General features: G+C 60.3%; 12 protein-coding genes. 9 read left to right on the forward strand and 3 right to left on the reverse strand.

The annotated features are described in order from the left end of the window. Window positions 1-125 precede the first annotated feature (125 nt). The 5 genes from rnhA (at window position 126) to B5G09_RS01205 (ending at window position 8,960) form a co-directional block, all read left to right on the forward strand. Window positions 126-584 carry a ribonuclease HI gene (rnhA, locus tag B5G09_RS01185; RefSeq protein WP_087403683.1) on the forward strand — a complete coding sequence of 153 codons (459 nt, stop codon included), beginning with the start codon at window positions 126-128 and terminating at the stop codon, window positions 582-584. 261 nt (window positions 585-845) lie between these two features. Further along, window positions 846-2,675, forward strand: a complete 1,830-nt coding sequence (locus B5G09_RS01190; RefSeq protein ID WP_087403684.1) for an ABC transporter ATP-binding protein — start codon at window positions 846-848, stop codon at window positions 2,673-2,675. A 174-nt stretch (window positions 2,676-2,849) separates the two neighbouring features. Next, on the forward strand, window positions 2,850-6,335 hold the full coding sequence (ileS, locus tag B5G09_RS01195; RefSeq protein ID WP_087403685.1) for an isoleucine--tRNA ligase: 3,486 nt from the start codon (window positions 2,850-2,852) through the stop codon (window positions 6,333-6,335). An 83-nt stretch (window positions 6,336-6,418) separates the two neighbouring features. Further along, a complete protein-coding gene (locus tag B5G09_RS01200) occupies window positions 6,419-6,799 on the forward strand; it encodes a TraR/DksA C4-type zinc finger protein (protein WP_087403686.1) in 381 nt (126 codons plus the stop codon). A 481-nt stretch (window positions 6,800-7,280) separates the two neighbouring features. Then, window positions 7,281-8,960, forward strand: coding sequence for a POTRA domain-containing protein (locus tag B5G09_RS01205; RefSeq protein ID WP_241147521.1), 1,680 nt, complete (start codon window positions 7,281-7,283; stop codon window positions 8,958-8,960). Between the two features lie 89 nt (window positions 8,961-9,049). On the opposite strand, the gene B5G09_RS01210 is transcribed toward B5G09_RS01205, so the two are convergent. Continuing rightward, window positions 9,050-11,110 carry a M56 family metallopeptidase gene (locus B5G09_RS01210; protein WP_087403687.1) on the reverse strand — a complete coding sequence of 687 codons (2,061 nt, stop codon included), beginning with the start codon at window positions 11,108-11,110 and terminating at the stop codon, window positions 9,050-9,052. Beyond that, entirely contained in the window at window positions 11,107-11,478 is a 372-nt protein-coding gene (locus B5G09_RS01215; RefSeq protein ID WP_087403688.1) for a BlaI/MecI/CopY family transcriptional regulator, read from the reverse strand. The genes B5G09_RS01210 and B5G09_RS01215 overlap by 4 nt, the downstream gene beginning before the upstream one ends. 256 nt (window positions 11,479-11,734) lie before the next feature. Here B5G09_RS01215 and B5G09_RS01220 point away from each other — a divergent pair, with 256 nt between their 5' ends. From B5G09_RS01220 to rpsU, 4 genes are all read left to right on the forward strand, one after another. Beyond that, window positions 11,735-12,586 carry an ATPase gene (locus B5G09_RS01220; RefSeq protein WP_087403689.1) on the forward strand — a complete coding sequence of 284 codons (852 nt, stop codon included), beginning with the start codon at window positions 11,735-11,737 and terminating at the stop codon, window positions 12,584-12,586. Then, on the forward strand, window positions 12,546-13,358 hold the full coding sequence (locus B5G09_RS01225; RefSeq protein WP_087403690.1) for an N-acetylmuramic acid 6-phosphate etherase: 813 nt from the start codon (window positions 12,546-12,548) through the stop codon (window positions 13,356-13,358). Before B5G09_RS01220 ends, B5G09_RS01225 begins: the two co-directional genes overlap by 41 nt. 12 nt (window positions 13,359-13,370) lie before the next feature. Then, entirely contained in the window at window positions 13,371-14,435 is a 1,065-nt protein-coding gene (locus B5G09_RS01230) for a helix-hairpin-helix domain-containing protein (RefSeq protein WP_087309487.1), read from the forward strand. A gap of 130 nt (window positions 14,436-14,565) precedes the next feature. Beyond that, entirely contained in the window at window positions 14,566-14,757 is a 192-nt protein-coding gene (rpsU, locus tag B5G09_RS01235; protein ID WP_087309486.1) for a 30S ribosomal protein S21, read from the forward strand. A 248-nt stretch (window positions 14,758-15,005) separates the two neighbouring features. On the opposite strand, the gene B5G09_RS01240 is transcribed toward rpsU, so the two are convergent. After that, window positions 15,006-17,162, reverse strand: coding sequence for a glutamine synthetase III (locus B5G09_RS01240; RefSeq protein WP_087309485.1), 2,157 nt, complete (start codon window positions 17,160-17,162; stop codon window positions 15,006-15,008). Window positions 17,163-17,261 lie beyond the last annotated feature (99 nt).

A 17,261-nucleotide genomic window follows, 5' to 3' on the forward strand; every position in this document is an offset into this window, starting at 1 on the left:
AAAAACCCGCCCCGCTTTACAAAAATGCATATCCCGTACAAACCCCCGCCCGTCATGTGGCGGGGGCTTGTCGCAAACGGGTTCCGCAAACGGATCATACAAACCGCAAAACCACCATCCGCAAGATGCCATCCATCACCATCTACACCGACGGTTCGTCCCTCGGAAACCCCGGCCCCGGAGGCTACGGCGTCGTCCTCCTCTCGGGCCCCCACCGCAAGGAGCTCTCGCAGGGTTTCCGCCTCACGACCAACAACCGCATGGAGCTCATGGGGATCTGCGTCGCCCTCGAGACGCTCAAGTTCGAGGGCTCGGAGGTGGTGATCTACTCCGACTCGAAGTATGTCGTCGACGCCGTCACCAAGGGCTGGGTCTTCGGCTGGGCCCGCAAGGGCTTTGCCGGCAAGAAGAATCCCGACCTCTGGATGCGCTTCCTGCGCATCTACAACCGGCACAGGGTCCGTTTCGTCTGGGTCAAGGGCCACGCCGAAACGGTCGAGAACAACCGCTGCGACCAACTGGCCGTGGCCGCCGCCAACGACCGCACCCGCTGGGCCGAGGATACGGGATACATCCCCGAGTGAGAAAACTCCGCCCTCCGAGGCCTCTGTCCCTCCGCGCCGAAGGCCCCGGACTTCCGTTCCGAAAAGACAGTATTCGCCGATTCTTCGGGACAATTGCCAGATTTTGCGGGCTTTTTTCGCTTTTCGGGCAATTATGCTTATATTTGCAGGAAATTGTTTCCCGCCCGGTATGGCCCGTTCCGCTTCGTGCGGCCGGAGACCCCTGCGTTCTCCGGCTCCATCCCTGCGGCGTGAAATTGCGTAACCTCCAAACACGTCGGAATGTTCAAAACTTACCTGCGGCTGATGGGCTTCGCCCGCCCGATCAAGAAATACGCGTTTCCATACTTCTTCTACTCGGTCTTCTACGCACTGTTCAACTCGCTGACGTTCATGCTGATCATCCCGATCCTGAACACCATGTTCGATGTGAACTACTCGTTCGAGTATGTGGAAAAGCTTCCCCCCGTGGAGTTCAACCAGGAGTACCTCACCACGCTCTTCAACTTCACCTACTCGCACCTCTTCCAGGAGTATGACCGCCAGAACGTCCTGCTGCTGCTGGCCATCGTCGCCATCATCATCAGCTTCCTGAGCAACCTCTTCCGCTACCTCGGGGCCTGGACCATGGAGAACATGCGCACCCGCACGCTCCAGAAGATGCGAAACGAGATGTTCTCCCGCGTCATGGACATGAACGTCGGCTACTTCTCCGACCAGCGCAAGGGCGACATCATCTCGAAGATCACCTCCGATGTCAGCGTCGTCCAGTTCTGCATCACCAACACCCTGCAGGTCTCCTTCCGCGAACCCTTCCTGATCATCGGATACATCGTCATGATGATCGCCATCTCGTGGAAGCTGGCCGTCTTCTCGGTGCTCTTCCTGCCGGTGGTCGCCCTGCTCATCGGAAACATCGTCAAGAAACTCCGCCACCCGGCCCGCACCAACCAGCAGCGCATGGGTGAAATGGTCGCCACGCTCGACGAGTCGCTCTCCGGCATCAAGGTCATCAAGAGCTACAACGCCACCAAATACATCAAGCAGAAATACTACGCCATCAGCGAAGACCTCGCCCGGCTGACCCTCTCGATGGCCCGCCGTCAGCAACTGGCCTCGCCGATGAGCGAATTTCTCGGCATCACGGCCGTCGGCGTGATTCTCGTCTTCGGAGGCGCGTTGGTCTCGGCCGGATCGCTCGACCCCGGAGGATTCATCGCCTTCGTGGCCATCTTCTCGCAGATCACCCGCCCGGTAAGAACCTTCATCGACCAGTTCGCCAACATCAACCAGGGTATTGCCGCCGGTGAACGCATCTTCTCGATCATCGACACCCGCCCCGAAATCCAGGACAAACCCGACGCCAGGGAGTTCACCGGTCTGAAGGACCGGATCGAGTTCCGCAACGTACACTTCTCCTACGACGGTTCGCGCGAGGTGATCGACGGCATCTCGTTCGAGATCCGCCACGGAGAGACCGTCGCCCTCGTGGGCCCTTCAGGCGGCGGGAAATCAACCCTCAGCGAACTGCTGCCCCGCTTCTACGACCCCACCTCGGGCGACATCCTGATCGACGGCATCTCGCTGCGCGACTACTCGCAGGAGAGCATCCGTGCCCACATGAGCGTCGTGGCCCAGGATACGGTCCTCTTCAACGACACCATCGAGCACAACATCGCCATGGGACGCCCCGGAGCCACGCCCGAAGAGGTGGCCGAAGCCGCCCGCGTGGCCAATGCCGACGACTTCATCCGCGAATGCCCCCAGGGCTACGACACCAACATCGGCGACCGCGGCGTGAAACTCTCCGGCGGTCAGCGCCAGCGTCTCTCGATCGCCCGCGCCGTGCTGAAGAACCCCGACATCCTGATCCTCGACGAGGCCACCTCGGCCCTCGATACCGAGAGCGAAAAACTCGTCCAGGATGCCCTGAACAACCTGCTCGTGGGACGTACGTCGGTGGTCATCGCCCACCGCCTCTCGACGATCCACAACGCCGACAAGATCATCGTCATCGACCACGGCCGCATCGCCGAACAGGGAACCCATGCCGAACTGATGGCCCGAAACGGCATCTACGCCAAACTCATCGAGATGCAGTCGTTCGACTGACCCCCGGCCGACCGCAAAACCCCATCCGGACCGGCTCCCTCGTGCGGAGCGGTCCGGATTTTTCGTCCACGGGCGATCCGATGCGAGGAATCGGACCGGAATTGCGGTGTTTTCCAATCTTTTTACTATCTTTGCCAGTTGTCAGAACCGAAACGATATTTTTTACCTGCCGATATGAAATTCAAGGAGTATAAAGGCCTCGACCTGGCCGCCACAGCCGCCGACGTGCTCGGCGAGTGGGATGCCCACGACACGTTCCACAAAAGCATCGAAACCCGCGAGGGTCACCCGACATTCGTCTTCTACGAAGGTCCCCCCTCGGCCAACGGAATGCCCGGCATCCACCACGTCATGGCCCGCACCATCAAGGACGTATTCTGCCGCTACAAAACCCAGCAGGGATATCTCGTTCACCGCAAGGCCGGTTGGGACACCCACGGTCTGCCCGTCGAACTGGGCGTCGAGAAGAAACTCGGAATCACCAAGGAGGATATCGGCAAGAAGATCTCCATCGAGGAGTACAACCGCACGTGCCGCGAGGCCGTCATGGAGTTCACCGGCGTGTGGGAGAACCTCACCCGCAAGATGGGCTACTGGGTCAACATGGACGACCCCTACATCACCTACGACAACAAGTACATCGAGTCGCTGTGGTGGCTGCTGAAGCAGCTCTACAACAAGGGGCTCCTCTACAAGGGATACACCATTCAGCCCTACTCGCCCGCCGCCGGAACCGGTCTGTCGACCCACGAGCTGAACCAGCCCGGCTGCTACCGCGATGTCAAGGATACGACCGTCGTGGCCCAGTTCCGCATCCGCGACCCGAAGCCCGAAATGGAGGGCTGGGGTACGCCCGTCTTCCTGGCCTGGACCACCACGCCGTGGACCCTGCCCTCGAACACGGCCCTCTGTGTCGGCCCGAAGATCGACTACGTCGCCGTGCGCAGCTACAACCCCTACACCGGCGAGAAGATGACGGCCGTGGTGGCCAAGGCGCTGCTGAACGCCCACTTCAACAAGAAGGCCGAAGGGCTGGCCCTCGACGCCTACAAACCCGGCGACAAGCTCGTTCCCTACGAGGTGGTCGGCGAGTGGAAGGGCCCCGAACTGGTCGGCATGCACTACGAGCAGCTGCTGCCCTGGGTCAAGCCCGTCGAGCTGGATGAGGAGGGCAACTGGCGCGATGCCTCACAGAAGGCCTTCCGCGTCATCTCGGGCGACTACGTCACCACGGAGGACGGTACGGGTATCGTCCACATCGCCCCGACGTTCGGTGCCGACGACGCCTTCGTGGCCCGCGCCGCCGGAATCCCCTCGCTCTTCATGATCAACAAAAAGGGCGAAACCCGCCCGATGGTCGACCTCACCGGAAAATTCTACCTGCTCGACGAGCTGGACGAGCGTTTCGTCCGTGAGTGCGTCAACGTCGAGGTATACAAGGAGTACGAGGGCCGCTGGGTCAAGAATGCCTACGACCCGCAGTTCACCGTCGACGGCAAGTACGACGAGAAGGCCGCCCAGGCTGCCGAGTCGCTGGACATCTACATCTGCATGAAGATGAAGACCGCCGGCCAGGCCTTCAAAATCGAGAAGCACGTCCACAACTACCCCCACTGCTGGCGGACGGACAAACCCGTGCTCTACTACCCGCTCGACTCGTGGTTCATCCGCACGACGGCCTGCAAGGAGCGCATGATCGAGCTGAACCGTACGATCCGCTGGAAGCCCGAGTCGACCGGTACGGGACGCTTCGGCAAGTGGCTCGAGAACCTCAACGACTGGAACCTCTCGCGTTCACGCTTCTGGGGTACGCCGCTCCCGATCTGGGCCACCGAAGACCGTTCGGAGCTGAAGTGCATCGGTTCGGTCGAGGAGCTGATGCAGGAGATCGACAAAGCGATCGCCACCGGCGTGATGAAGGAAAACCCCTACAAGAATTTCAAGGTCGGTGACATGTCGAAGGAGAACTACTCGACCAGGAACATCGACCTGCACCGTCCCTATGTCGATTCGATCATTCTGGTCTCGTCGAAGGGCGAACCGATGCGCCGCGAGCCCGACCTGATCGACGTCTGGTTCGATTCGGGAGCCATGCCCTACGCCCAGGTCCACTACCCGTTCGAGCACAAGGAGGACTTCAACAAGGTCTACCCCGCCGACTTCATCGCCGAGGGTGTCGACCAGACCCGCGGCTGGTTCTTCACGCTGCACGCCATCGCCTCGATGCTCTTCGACTCGGTGGCCTTCAGGAACATCATCTCGAACGGTCTGGTGCTCGACAAGAACGGCAACAAGATGTCGAAACGGCTGGGCAATGCCGTCGATCCGTTCGACGTGCTGGACACCTACGGAGCCGACGCCACCCGCTGGTACATGATCTCCAACTCGCAGCCGTGGGACAACCTGAAGTTCGACCGCGACGGCGTCGACGAGGTGCGCCGCAAGTTCTTCGGCACGCTCTACAACACCTACTCGTTCTTCGCCCTCTACGCCAACATCGACGGCTTCACGGGCAAGGAGCCCGAGGTGCCGATGGAGAAGCGTCCCGAGATCGACCGCTGGATCATCTCGCTGCTCAATACGCTGGTCAAGAACGTAACCGACTCGCTGGAAAACTACGACCCGACGCCTGCGGCCCGCGCCATTCAGGAGTTCGTCGGCGAGAACCTCTCCAACTGGTACGTGCGTCTGAACCGCAAGCGCTTCTGGGGCGGCGGCATGACCGAGGACAAACTCGCCGCCTACCAGACGCTCTACACCTGTCTGGAGACCGTCGCGATGCTCTCGGCACTCTTCGCACCGTTCATCATGGACCGCATCTTCTGCGACCTGAATGCCGTCAGCGGCCGCCACACCGATGAGTCGGTCCACCTGTCGACCTTTCCCAAGGCCGACGAGAAGCTCATCGACCGCCGGCTCGAGCAGATGATGGATCTCGCTCAGCGCGTCTCGTCGATGGTGCTGGCCCTGCGCCGCAAGGTCTCGATCAAGGTGCGCCAGCCGCTGATGAAGATCCTCATCCCGGTACTCGACCCCTCGATGGCCGAGCACATCGCCGCCGTGAAGAACCTCATCATGAGCGAGGTCAACGTCAAGGAGATCGAACTCATCGAGAAGACCACCGGCATCATCACCAAGCGCATCAAGCCCAACTTCAAGACCCTCGGCCCGCGCTACGGCAAGCAGATGAAGCAGATCGCCGCACTGGTGGCCGGATTTTCGCAGGAGCAGATCGCCGCCATCGAGGCTGCACCCGAATCGACGCTGGAGGTCGGCGGCGAGAAGATCACCGTCACGCCCGCCGACTTCGAGATCACCTCGGAGGATATGCCCGGATGGCTCGTCGCCTCGGAAGGCAAGCTCACCGTGGCCCTCGACATCACCCTCACGGACGAACTCCGCGCCGAGGGTGTGGCACGCGAATTGATCAACCGCATCCAGAACATCCGCAAGGATTCCGGATTCGAGGTCACCGACAAGATCCGCGTCGAGATCGAGCAGAAGCCCCTCGTGGCCGATGCCATCGCCCACTATGCCGACTACATCGCCTCGCAGACCCTTGCCGTCGAGGTCCGCACCGCTCCGCAACCCCAAGGTGCCGTAGTGGTCAATTCCGACATTGACGACGAGCCGCTGCAGATTGCCGTTTCGAGGATATAAAAGTCCATCTGTGATCGGGAAAATTTGGTGATATCGGAATTTTTGTTTAATTTTACATAAAACCAAATAGAGAGGACTGACTTATGGCAGACGAAAGAACCCGATACAGCGATGCCGAACTCGAAGAGTTCAAGCAGCTTATTCTGAAAAAGCTTGAGAACGCGCGTGCGGATTACGAACTGCTGCGCGCCACGATTACCCACACGGCCGACAACGACACCGAAGATACGTCGCCGACCTTCAAGGTGCTGGAAGAAGGCGCTACAACCCTCTCCAAGGAGGAGAGTGGCCGACTGGCGGCTCACCAGATGAAATTCATCCGCAATCTCGAAATGGCCCTCGTGCGCATCGAGAACAAAACCTACGGAATCTGCAAAACCACCGGCAAGCTGATTCCCAAGGAGCGGCTGATGAAGGTGCCCCACGCCACCGAATGCATCGAAGCCAAGGAGCGCCGCAAATAACCCGGGGCCGCAGAGAGGGGGGGGGTGAGAAGCAAGGGCCGAGAAGCAAGGGGCCGAGAAGCAAGGGGCCGAGAAGCAAAGGGTCCAAGGAGCAAGGGCCGAGAAGCAAGGGCCGAGAAGCAAGGATCCGAAAACCAATCCGCTCTAAACGGCAAGAGGGTAAAAATCCGCTACCCGCCCGACAACCGCACCGGCAATACCGGAAAAAAGGTTCACCCATATCGGGGTGGACCTTTTTTCTATCCGCCAAGCCCTCTCCAAGGCTTTTCAAATACGTTTTCCGGGATTTTTACGTTATCTTTGAAACATGTTCCTCGGGTTGCGCATATCCATCCTGGTCCTGATTCTGGCCTTGGCGGGACTGCTGGCCTCCGCACACCCGGCAACCCCTGTTGCCGGGCCGGACAGACACACCCCGGAACGATTCACCCCCGACAGCGCCCGAATCCGAAATTCCAAAGCCCGGGCCCGAAATAAACGCTTGTACGACAGCATCGAATCGAAAACCAGCCGCCGCGCCGTTCCGCGCATGCTCTACAACCTGCTCTTCGTCAAGCCCGTACTCGACACGACCGAAAACGGACAGTTCCTCGATGAAACCCGCGCACTGATGCCCTTCGCCGGCAAGACCATCTCCGGAATCGAGATCAGCCGTCAGGAACCCTTCGACGAAAACGGAAACTGGCTGGAGCGCACCGGCAACAAACTGCACATGATCACCCGCGAACAGGTCATCCGCCGCGACCTGCTCTTCAAACCCGGGGATGAATTCGACCCGCAGACCATTGTCCGCACCAAACAGTTGATCCGTTCGCGCGACTACGTCTCGGATATCGATATCGACGTACGGCCCGATTCTCTCGACTCCACCTGCGTAAACCTCGTCATCCGCACCCGCGACGCCTGGACCATCACGGCCGACGGCGCCCTTCACTCCGAAGGCCGCACGATGGTTGCCCTGTCCGACGCCAACATCCTCGGAACGGGAAACAAACTCAAGTTCATCACCAACTTCAACCGCCAGGACTTCTCCTACGGCGGCAACATGGTCGAGTACGAGATCCCCAACGTGCTGGGGAGCTTCTACACGGCCTCATTCAATGCCGGGCGCAGTTTCTACAGTTCGACCCTCGACCTGGGGATCCGCAAGGAGTTCATCCGTCCCACGGACTACGAAATCGGTCTGACATACAACGACATCAAGGACAAACGCTACATGATCGAGCAGGACACCTCGCTGCTCGTCAAGGAGCGAAACCTCGATGCCTGGGGCGGATATTCGCACTTCCTGCGACGAATCAACGCGAGCATCTACATCACCGGACGCTACAACTACAACCGCGTCAGCCGACGTCCCGAGGTCGGTCCCCGCTACAATCCGGCCCTTCACGATCAGGATGCGCTGCTGGTCGGACTGGGACTCTACCGCGAGAACTTCTATACCGCCAACATGATCTACGGATTCGGAAGCCGCGAGTACCTTGCCGCCGGATTCAAGGCCGAGGCCGTGGCGGGATACTCCTGGGGAGAGTTCAGCGACGACGCCTATCTGGGACTGAGTTTCGAAGCTGGAGGCTTTTGTTCCCTGGGTTACGTCATGGGCGGCGCCACGCTCGGCAGTTACATCGAACCGGACAACGGCATGTGGCAGCGCAGCGCCGTCGATATCGACCTGCGCTGGTTCTCGAACCTCTTTCTTCTGCGCCGCAGCCAGATCCGGCAGTTCCTCGCGTTCAACTACACCCAGGGATGGAACCGCTGGGAGGGTAGCGACGAAAGCATCCGGTTCACCCGCATGAACGGGCTGCAGGCGCTCAATGAATACGCCATCGGCACCAACCGCATGATCCTCAACACCGAAACCGTCCTCTTCTCCCCCTATCAGCCCCTCGGATTCCGCATCGCCTTCTTCGGATTTGCCGATTTCGGCCTGCTCGGCTATTCGCCCAACATCTTCAAGAACGAGTTCTACACGTCGTTCGGTCTCGGAGTGCGTCTGCGAAACGAGCGGCTCGTCTTCAACACGATCCAGATCCGGTTGGGAATCGCCTTCGGCAAAAACGGTCCCGTCGACAGCGAATATGTCCGTCTCTCGAACTATACCCGCGTCGAACCCTACCGCTACCGTCCGACACGCCCCGAAATCGTGGAATTCGAGTAGAGGCGGCAGGAGTCTTCGCATCGCATCCGTCCGCAAAAAAACGAGGGGAACGGATCTCTCCGCCCCCTCCTTGTTTCTCCGGGCAACCGTCACTTGCGGGTCCGCACCCGCAAAAGGCCCTTCCGGTTGGAAGCCGCATCCGGCGAGGTCGACTCCACACGCCGGATCTTGCCGGGTTCGATCCTTTCGAGATCGGCCATCGTAGCAGGACGGCCGTCGATCTCGATGCGGTAATCCGCCTCGTCGATCTCCGAGAAGTCGGCCGTCACACGACCGCGGGCAATCGAGACCGAACGGCCCTCTTCGGTACAGCTCTTCGACATCACCTCCGGACCCGTAACCACCATGCCGCCGCGACCGCCGACAATCGTATTGTACGAAACCCGGGAATCGGGCTCCGTCCCGGGAGCAGCGCTCTCCGAAGGAGGCAGCATCCGATCGGGAAGTTGACGCAATCTGCGCTGCGCCTCCTGCCACTCGTCACTCTGGAAATAGGTTCCGAGCTCGGAGAGGCGTTTCTGGGCCTCCTTCCACTCCGCATTGTCGGGATTCAGTTCGGAGAGACGCTTCTGGACCTCCTTCCACTCCGCGTCATCCGCGTCCAGTTCGGAGAGGCGCTTCTGCGCCTCCTGCCAGGCATCGCTCTCGAAGTAGTTCTCCAGATCGGACAACCGCTTCTGCGCCCGCTTCCAGGCATCACTCCGGAAGTAGCCGTCGTCGAAGCTGTACGGCTCCGAGGATTTGATCTCGATGACGATCAGGTCCTGAGTCCCGGTGCCGACGTACCGGCGATACTCCTCCGGAACATTCGCCCCCTTGTAGACCGTTATGCGAGCGATCCGATCCGGCGAGAGGGTGTTGAGATCCCCGTGGAAGGGTTTGCCGTCGACGAGAACCGTCGGTTGGCCTTCGGATGCGGAGGTCGAGCCGGAGAGGGTCGACGGCGATCCCGAAAGCGTGATCCGGCGTGTCGTGCCGTCGGACGAGCTCTCTATCCACGTATGGGCGCCGGCAAGACTGTCGGCCGCAGCTCCCGTAGCCTCTTTGCCGGACTTGCGGAGCGTGACGAGGATCACGCCGTCACGGGCCTCCTCACCATAGGTCGCCCGGGCCAGCGAGTCCTTGCGGACGGTCACCGAAACAATCTGCCCGGGAGGGATCGAGTCGAGTGAACCGACGCGCTCGCCATCGACCAGAATCAGCGGATGTCCCTCGATCCCCGAGGTTGAGATCCGCGACCCTTCGATGCGGACTGTCCGGACTTCTTTCGTCTCTTTTTCATCCGGAATGACATAACGGGTCCGGGCAAAGGCGCCCAATGCCAGACCCACAAGCGGCAGGAGCAGCAGGATGCGTGCCCGAGCCCGCCGCGACGATCTCTTTTGCAACATCATGGCAATACGTTTTTTAAGTTTACCGGGGTTGAAATGGTTGGCAATCGGGAGTTCTCTTCCGCCGGCAGCCCTGCGGACCAGCAGCAGCTGGTAGCTCCGCAGATCAACTCCGCTGCGGAGCACGGCTTCGTCGGCTTCGTATTCGTGGATCGTGCGCAGTTCGCGCCGCAGCAGCCAGACGGCCGGATTGAACCACTGCAGACAGCCGGCCAGGTCGATCAGAAGCAGGTCTGCCGTGTGGTGCAGACGCACATGGGCCCGTTCGTGGGCCAGAATCGCAGCGCCGTCTCCGGTCAGATCCTCCTCCGAAACAACCACCCAATGCCCCCAGCTGAAGGGTGTCATGCCCTCCGTCTCATGGACGAGAATCGTACCGTCATCGAGTCGTTCGCAGCGTCCCCGACGGATCAGCCGCCGCACGGCAGCCAGCGACCACAAAATCCGCAACAGGGTTACGACAACTCCGGCGGCATAAATCCCACCCGACAGCTTCCGCCAGTCAAACGCCCCAGGCGTCTGCGGAGTCTCCGCTGCGGGGAGCGTCCCGGTGAACCAATCGGCCGGCAGCGGCGGCAACTCCCGCCATACGGTGATCACGCACAACGGCAGCAGAAACGATACGGCCACTCCGCCCAACAGAACGAGACGGTTGAAAGCGTGGAAAGTCTCACGGCTCAGCAGCAACCGGAAAAAGAGGTAGAATACCGCCAGACACGCCCCGACCTTGAGGCTGTAGATCAGAAGTGCGTAGCTCATGGCTGTTTCGGATTTTGTCGTTCGATGCGGTCGATCAGTTCGCGCAGCTCCTCGACCGAGATCTTCTCCTCCTCGACCAGCGCCGAAACGGCCCCCAGGTATGAACGGCCGAAATAGCGGTCGATCACGCCACCCAACGTGCGTCGCGAAAACTCCGCTTCGCTCACCTGCGGGTAATACTGATAGGTGTTGCCGAATGTCCGGTGGCCGACGTAGCCCTTCGCCTCCAGGGCGCGGACCATCGTCGACAAGGTATTGAAGTGCGGTTTGGGTTCGGGGGCCAGGTCGACCAGCTCCCGGACGAAAAGCGGCCCGTGGGCCCAGAAGCAGTGCATCAGCTCCTCTTCACGTCGTGTCAAGCGTTCCATGGTCGTTGTTTTTTTCAATCCTTCGTTTCGTTGGCGGGCAATTCCGTTCCGCCCTCTTCACAAAGGTAACTAAAAAATATTCACATGCAACTATATTTTATAGTTATTCAACTAAAAAATTTAGTTATTTCGCATTTTCTTCCGGAATCCATGGAATATATGTATCTTTGTTCGATGGACGGAGGAGCGGAAAAGCCCCCGAAAGGTCGCTTGCAGGACCGGGCGGGGATATTTACGGCCCGAATTCCAACGAACGATGATACTTCTTGCAGACAGCGGTTCGACCAAATGCACGTGGATTGCCGATGACGGCCTCCGCACGTACGAGATACGCACGCACGGAATCAATGCCGTACAGTACTCCGACGTGCAGATCCGCAGCATCCTCGACGAGCTGCCCGACTTCGGGGCGCTGCACGGCATCCGCTTCTACGGCGCCGGTTGCGGCGCCTCGTTTCCGGAGGCCTCGCAACGCCTCCGCCGCGAGCTGGAGCGACGCTTCGGCATCTCCGACATCACGATCGAATCGGATCTGACCGCCGCGGCCCGCGCCCTGTGGGGAGACGGCGAGGGAATCGCCTGCATCCTCGGAACCGGATCGAACTCCTGCCATTGTCGCAACGGAGTGATCCTGAACCAGGTGCCCCCGCTCGGATACATCCTCGGCGACGAAGGAAGCGGCTCGGCCCTTGGGCGTGCCCTGCTCAACGGACTCTTCAAGGGGCACATTCCGCTGCGCGAAGAGTTCCTGGCCGAGAGCCGCCTCACCTACGAGGAGATCATCAGCCGCGTCTACCGCGAACCCTCGGCCAACCGTTTCCTCGCCTCGCTGGCCCCCTTTGTCCACAGCCGGATGGAGTGTCCCGAGATACGGGAAATGGTCAGCCAGACATTCCGCGAGTTTGCCCGCCGAAACCTCAAACGCTACCCCGCAGGGCTCACCGTCGCGTGTCTCGGAGGCATCGCCGCCCATTTCGAGCAACCGCTGCGCGAGGCGCTCGCCGACGAGGGTCTTCGCGTCGGAACCATTGTCGAATCGCCCGCAGAAGGGCTCATCCGCTATCACCATGGAGAAGCGAATTACGGAACAGAGTTCGGAATACGATAACCTGCCGGAGATGTCGACCCACGACCTGCTGGTCGCCATCAACCGCGAGGATGCCCACGTGCATGAGGCCGTACGGAAGGCCATCCCCACGATGGAGCAGCTCGTCGAGCGCATCGTCGAACGGATGCGCCGCGGCGGGAGGCTCTTCTACATCGGCGCCGGGACGAGCGGGCGTCTCGGCGTAACCGATGCCTCGGAGCTGCCGCCGACGTTCGGCATACCGTTCGATCGGGTGATCGGGCTGATCGCCGGAGGCGACGGAGCCCTGCGCCGCGCCGTCGAGCACGCCGAAGACGACCTGCAGGGCGCCTGGCGCGACATGACCCCCTACCACCCCACGGCCGACGATGCGCTCGTCGGCATCGCCGCCTCGGGAACCACCCCCTACGTCATCGGCGGACTTCGCGAGGCGCGGCGTCACGGCCTGCTGACCGGAGCCGTCGTCTGCAACCCTCGCTCGCCCGTCGCCGCCGAGGCCGACTACGCGCTGGAAGCGGTCGTCGGGCCCGAATTCGTCACCGGCTCGACCCGCATGAAGGCCGGAACGGCACAGAAAATGATGCTCAACATGCTGTCGACCACGGTGATGATCCGCCTGGGGCGGGTCGAGGGAAACCGCATGGTCAACATGCAGCTCACGAACAACAAGCTCGTCGACCGCGGAACCCGCATGGTCGCCCAAACCACCGGCCTTCCGGAAGAGGAGGCACGCGGGGCACTGCTCCGATGGGGATCGGTCAAACGCGCGATCGAAGAGCTGAAATCCCGATAAAAAGAGACAAACATGCCCAGATTCTTTTCCGAACGTGAGATCCGCGCCGTAGCCGTCTTTCTGCCGCTGGCCGTCCTCGTCATTGCGGCCGTGGTGCTGATCCGCCCGAAGGCCGATCCGGAGGCCGCCCGGCGCATCGAACGCGAATACGAGAAACGGCAGCAGACGACCGACAGCATCGTCATGCGCCACTTCGATCCCAACACGGCCTCGTTCGACGAGCTGCTCGCTCTCGGACTCTCGAAATACGAGGCCGTAAGCCTGCTCAAGTACCGCGCCGCCGGCAAGGTCTTCCGCATCCCCGAGGATCTGACCCTCTGCTACGGGATCAACGACTCGCTCTACCGCCGGCTCCGCCCCTGGATCCGCATCGGCCGCAAATACGCCATCGCCCCGCAGGAGTTCCGCAGCGGGCGCATTCTCCCCGAACCGCTGGCTCCCGTCCCCTTCCGCATTGACACCGTCTCGGCCCGCTACCTGAGGGCCATCGGCGCCCTGTCGAAACGGCAGGCCGAGACGTTCATCCGCTGGCGCGATCTGCACGGCATCTACGACATGGAGGAGCTGCGCGAATGCTTCGTCGTCAGCGATTCGGTCGCCGAGGCGCTGGAGCCCTACGTCATCTTCCCCGAACGGAAGGCCCCGCCCATCGAAGAACCCATCGAGATCAATTCGGCCGATTCGGCCACGCTGCGCTCCGTCGTGGGGATCGGCTCGCGCACCGTCGAAACCATCATGCGCTACCGCGAACGCCTCGGCGGATTCGTCCGTGTCGAGCAACTCGCAGAGGTTCCGGGAGTCACGGAGAGCAATTACGAAAAAATTTTGAAACAAATTTACTGCGACAGTTGCAAAATTCGGAAAATTGATATTAACTTTGCAAGTCCGAAAACGTTGGGACGCCATCCCTACATCGCACCGCAGACGTTGAGAAGACTACTCAAGCAAAGACAGTTGAAAGGAGGTTGGAGTACCGCTGAAGAATTGATCGAACAGAACATATTGACCCGCGAGGAGGCAGCACGGCTGGCTCCCTATCTGCAATTCGGGTCGCACAGCGGATCAGCCGACAAGTAGACAACCCATCGGGGAGGGGGGGGGAAAAAAAAAAAACGCATCGAGGATACGTCCCCCGCAGAACCAACAGACACGGAACGGCAACGGCCGGACCAAAAACGATTACAACAACAAAAAAACACAGAATACTATGATCATCATGCCGGTAAAAGAGGGCGAAAACATCGAGCGCGCCCTGAAGAAGTTCAAACGTAAATACGAGCGTACGGGTGTCCTCAAGGAGCTCCGTCGTCGCCAGTACTTCACCAAACCTTCGGTGGCCAAGCGCGAGGCGATGCAGCACGCCATTTACGTCGAGCACATGTACCGCGACCAGGATTAAGCACTCGGCAACGAGACAGGGGGGGGGAGAAAAAAATCATCCCCCCCCTCTTTTTTATCCGGGGGGGGGAGGGCATTGCACCCTCCTTTTTTTGTGCACGGCCCGCCGCCACCTTGTACCGCCTTCACCGTTTCACACCGTCCCCATCGCATCACACCGCCGGCCTCTTTTTCGCACGGTCCCCGCGCGGCCACAAAAAAGGGCCCGGTGCAAGCACCGGACCCGATCCAAAATCCATCTGCGGCAAATTACCGGATGAACAGCAGTTCGCGATATTTCGGAAGCGGCCAGATCTGATCGTCGACGATCTCCTCCAATTTGTCGATGTGGCGACGAATCTGATCGAAATAGACCGATACCGTGTCGTGGTAGGCAATCGCCTTTTCGCGCTGATCCTCGATCTTGTTGGCCACCTTGCGGGCGTCGATCATCTCGCCCGTCAGACGCTGAATCTCGGCCGTATGGTCCTGAATCTTCTTGATCAGACGGATGTCCGGTTCCGCATTCAGACCCGGGATCTGCGACATCTTGTAGACCTTGTCCAGCAGTTCGGCCTCGTATTTCGAAGCGATCGGCACGATGTGGTTCATCGCCAGGTCGCCCAGCACACGTCCCTCGATCTGGATCTTCTTCGTATAGGTCTCCCACTTCACCTCGGTGCGGGCCTCGAGTTCAACCTTCGAGAAGACACCCATGTCGGCGAACATCTTCAGACTCTCGGCATCCAGGTAGCGGTCGAAGATCAGGGGCGTTGAGGTCTCGCAGTCCAGACCGCGGCGGGCGGCCTCCTCCTTCCATTCGTCCGAGTAGCCGTTGCCGTCGAAGCGGATCGCCTTGCAGGCCTTGATCATCTCCTTGAGCACCTCGTAGATAGCCTTCTCCTTCTTCATGCCGCCTTCGATCTTGGCGTCAACCTTCTTCTTGAACTCCGTCAGTTCGTTGGCCATGGCCGTATTGAGGACAATCATCGCCTCGGCGCAGTTGTCCGACGAACCTACGGCACGGAACTCGAAGCGGTTACCCGTGAAGGCGAACGGCGAGGTGCGGTTACGGTCGGTATTGTCGATCAGCAGCGTCGGGATGTGCGAAATGCCGCTCATCTTGAAGACGTTCTTCGCATCGAAACGGATGGCGTCGTCGCTCTTCGAGGCCTCCAGCTTGTCCAGCACGGCCGAAACCTGCGTTCCGAGGAAGGTCGAGATGATGGCCGGGGGTGCCTCGTTGGCGCCCAGACGGTGGGCATTCGTGGCGCTCATGATCGAAGCCTTCAACAGTCCGTTGTGCTTGTAGACGGCCGAAATGGCATTCACCAGAAAAGTGATGAACTGCAGATTCTCACCGGCCGTCTTGCCAGGCCCCAGCAGGTTGACACCCGTATCGGTGCCGAGCGACCAGTTGTTGTGCTTGCCCGAACCGTTGATTCCCTTGAAGGGCTTCTCGTGCAGCAGCACGCGGAACTGGTGACGGCGGGCAATCTTGTCCATGATGGTCATCAGCAGCTGGTTGTGGTCGTTGGCCAGGTTGACCTCCTCGTAGACCGGAGCCAGCTCGAACTGATTGGGAGCCACCTCGTTATGACGCGTCTTGACCGGAATACCCAGCTTCAGGCACTCATACTCGAGATCCTTCATGAAGGCCATCACACGGGCCGGAATGGCGCCGAAATAGTGGTCTTCGAGCTGCTGGTTCTTGGCCGACTCGTGGCCCATCAGCGTGCGGCCCGTCAGCACCAGATCGGGACGAACGGCCCACAGGCTCTCGTCGACGAGGAAATACTCCTGCTCCCAGCCCAGATACGAGAAGACCTTCTCGACATTCTTGTCAAAGTAGTGGCAGACCTCCGTGGCAGCCGTTCCGACGGCCGTCAGCGAACGCAACAGGGGCACCTTGTAATCGAGCGCCTCGCCCGTATAGGCGATGAAGACGGTCGGGATGCAGAGCGTCGTGTCGACGATGAAGGCCGGCGAGGTGGGATCCCAGGCCGAATAGCCGCGGGCCTCGAACGTATTGCGGATACCTCCGTTGGGGAACGACGAGGCATCGGGCTCCTGCTGCACGAGCAGTTTGCCGGAGAACTCCTCCAGTACGCCTCCGTTGCCGTCGGGCTCGGCGAAGGCATCGTGTTTCTCGGCCGTACCGCCCGTCAGCGGCTGGAACCAGTGCGTATAGTGGTCGGCGCCGTGCTCCAGGGCCCACTGCCGCATACCGGCGGCAATGCTGTCGGCGACCTCACGCGTCAGCGGCGTGCGGTTCTCCATCGTGTCGAGCAGAGCGGCGTAGGTCCGCTTGTCGAGGTACTTGCGCATGGCGGCACGTCCGAAGACCTTCTCTCCGAAGTAGTCCGAGGGACGGCCCTCCGGGGCCTTCACCTCAACGGCGGTATGGTTGATCGCCGCATCGACCATTTTGAATCTGAGCAATGATGACATATACCTATCTGTTTAAATGGGTTTTCTCAAAAAAACGGAGCGGAAGAAAGACGCGATAATTGCAAACTAAAACCT

It is taken from the genome of Alistipes sp. An54, assembly GCF_002159375.1.
GTDB classification, from domain to species: domain Bacteria; phylum Bacteroidota; class Bacteroidia; order Bacteroidales; family Rikenellaceae; genus Alistipes; species Alistipes megaguti.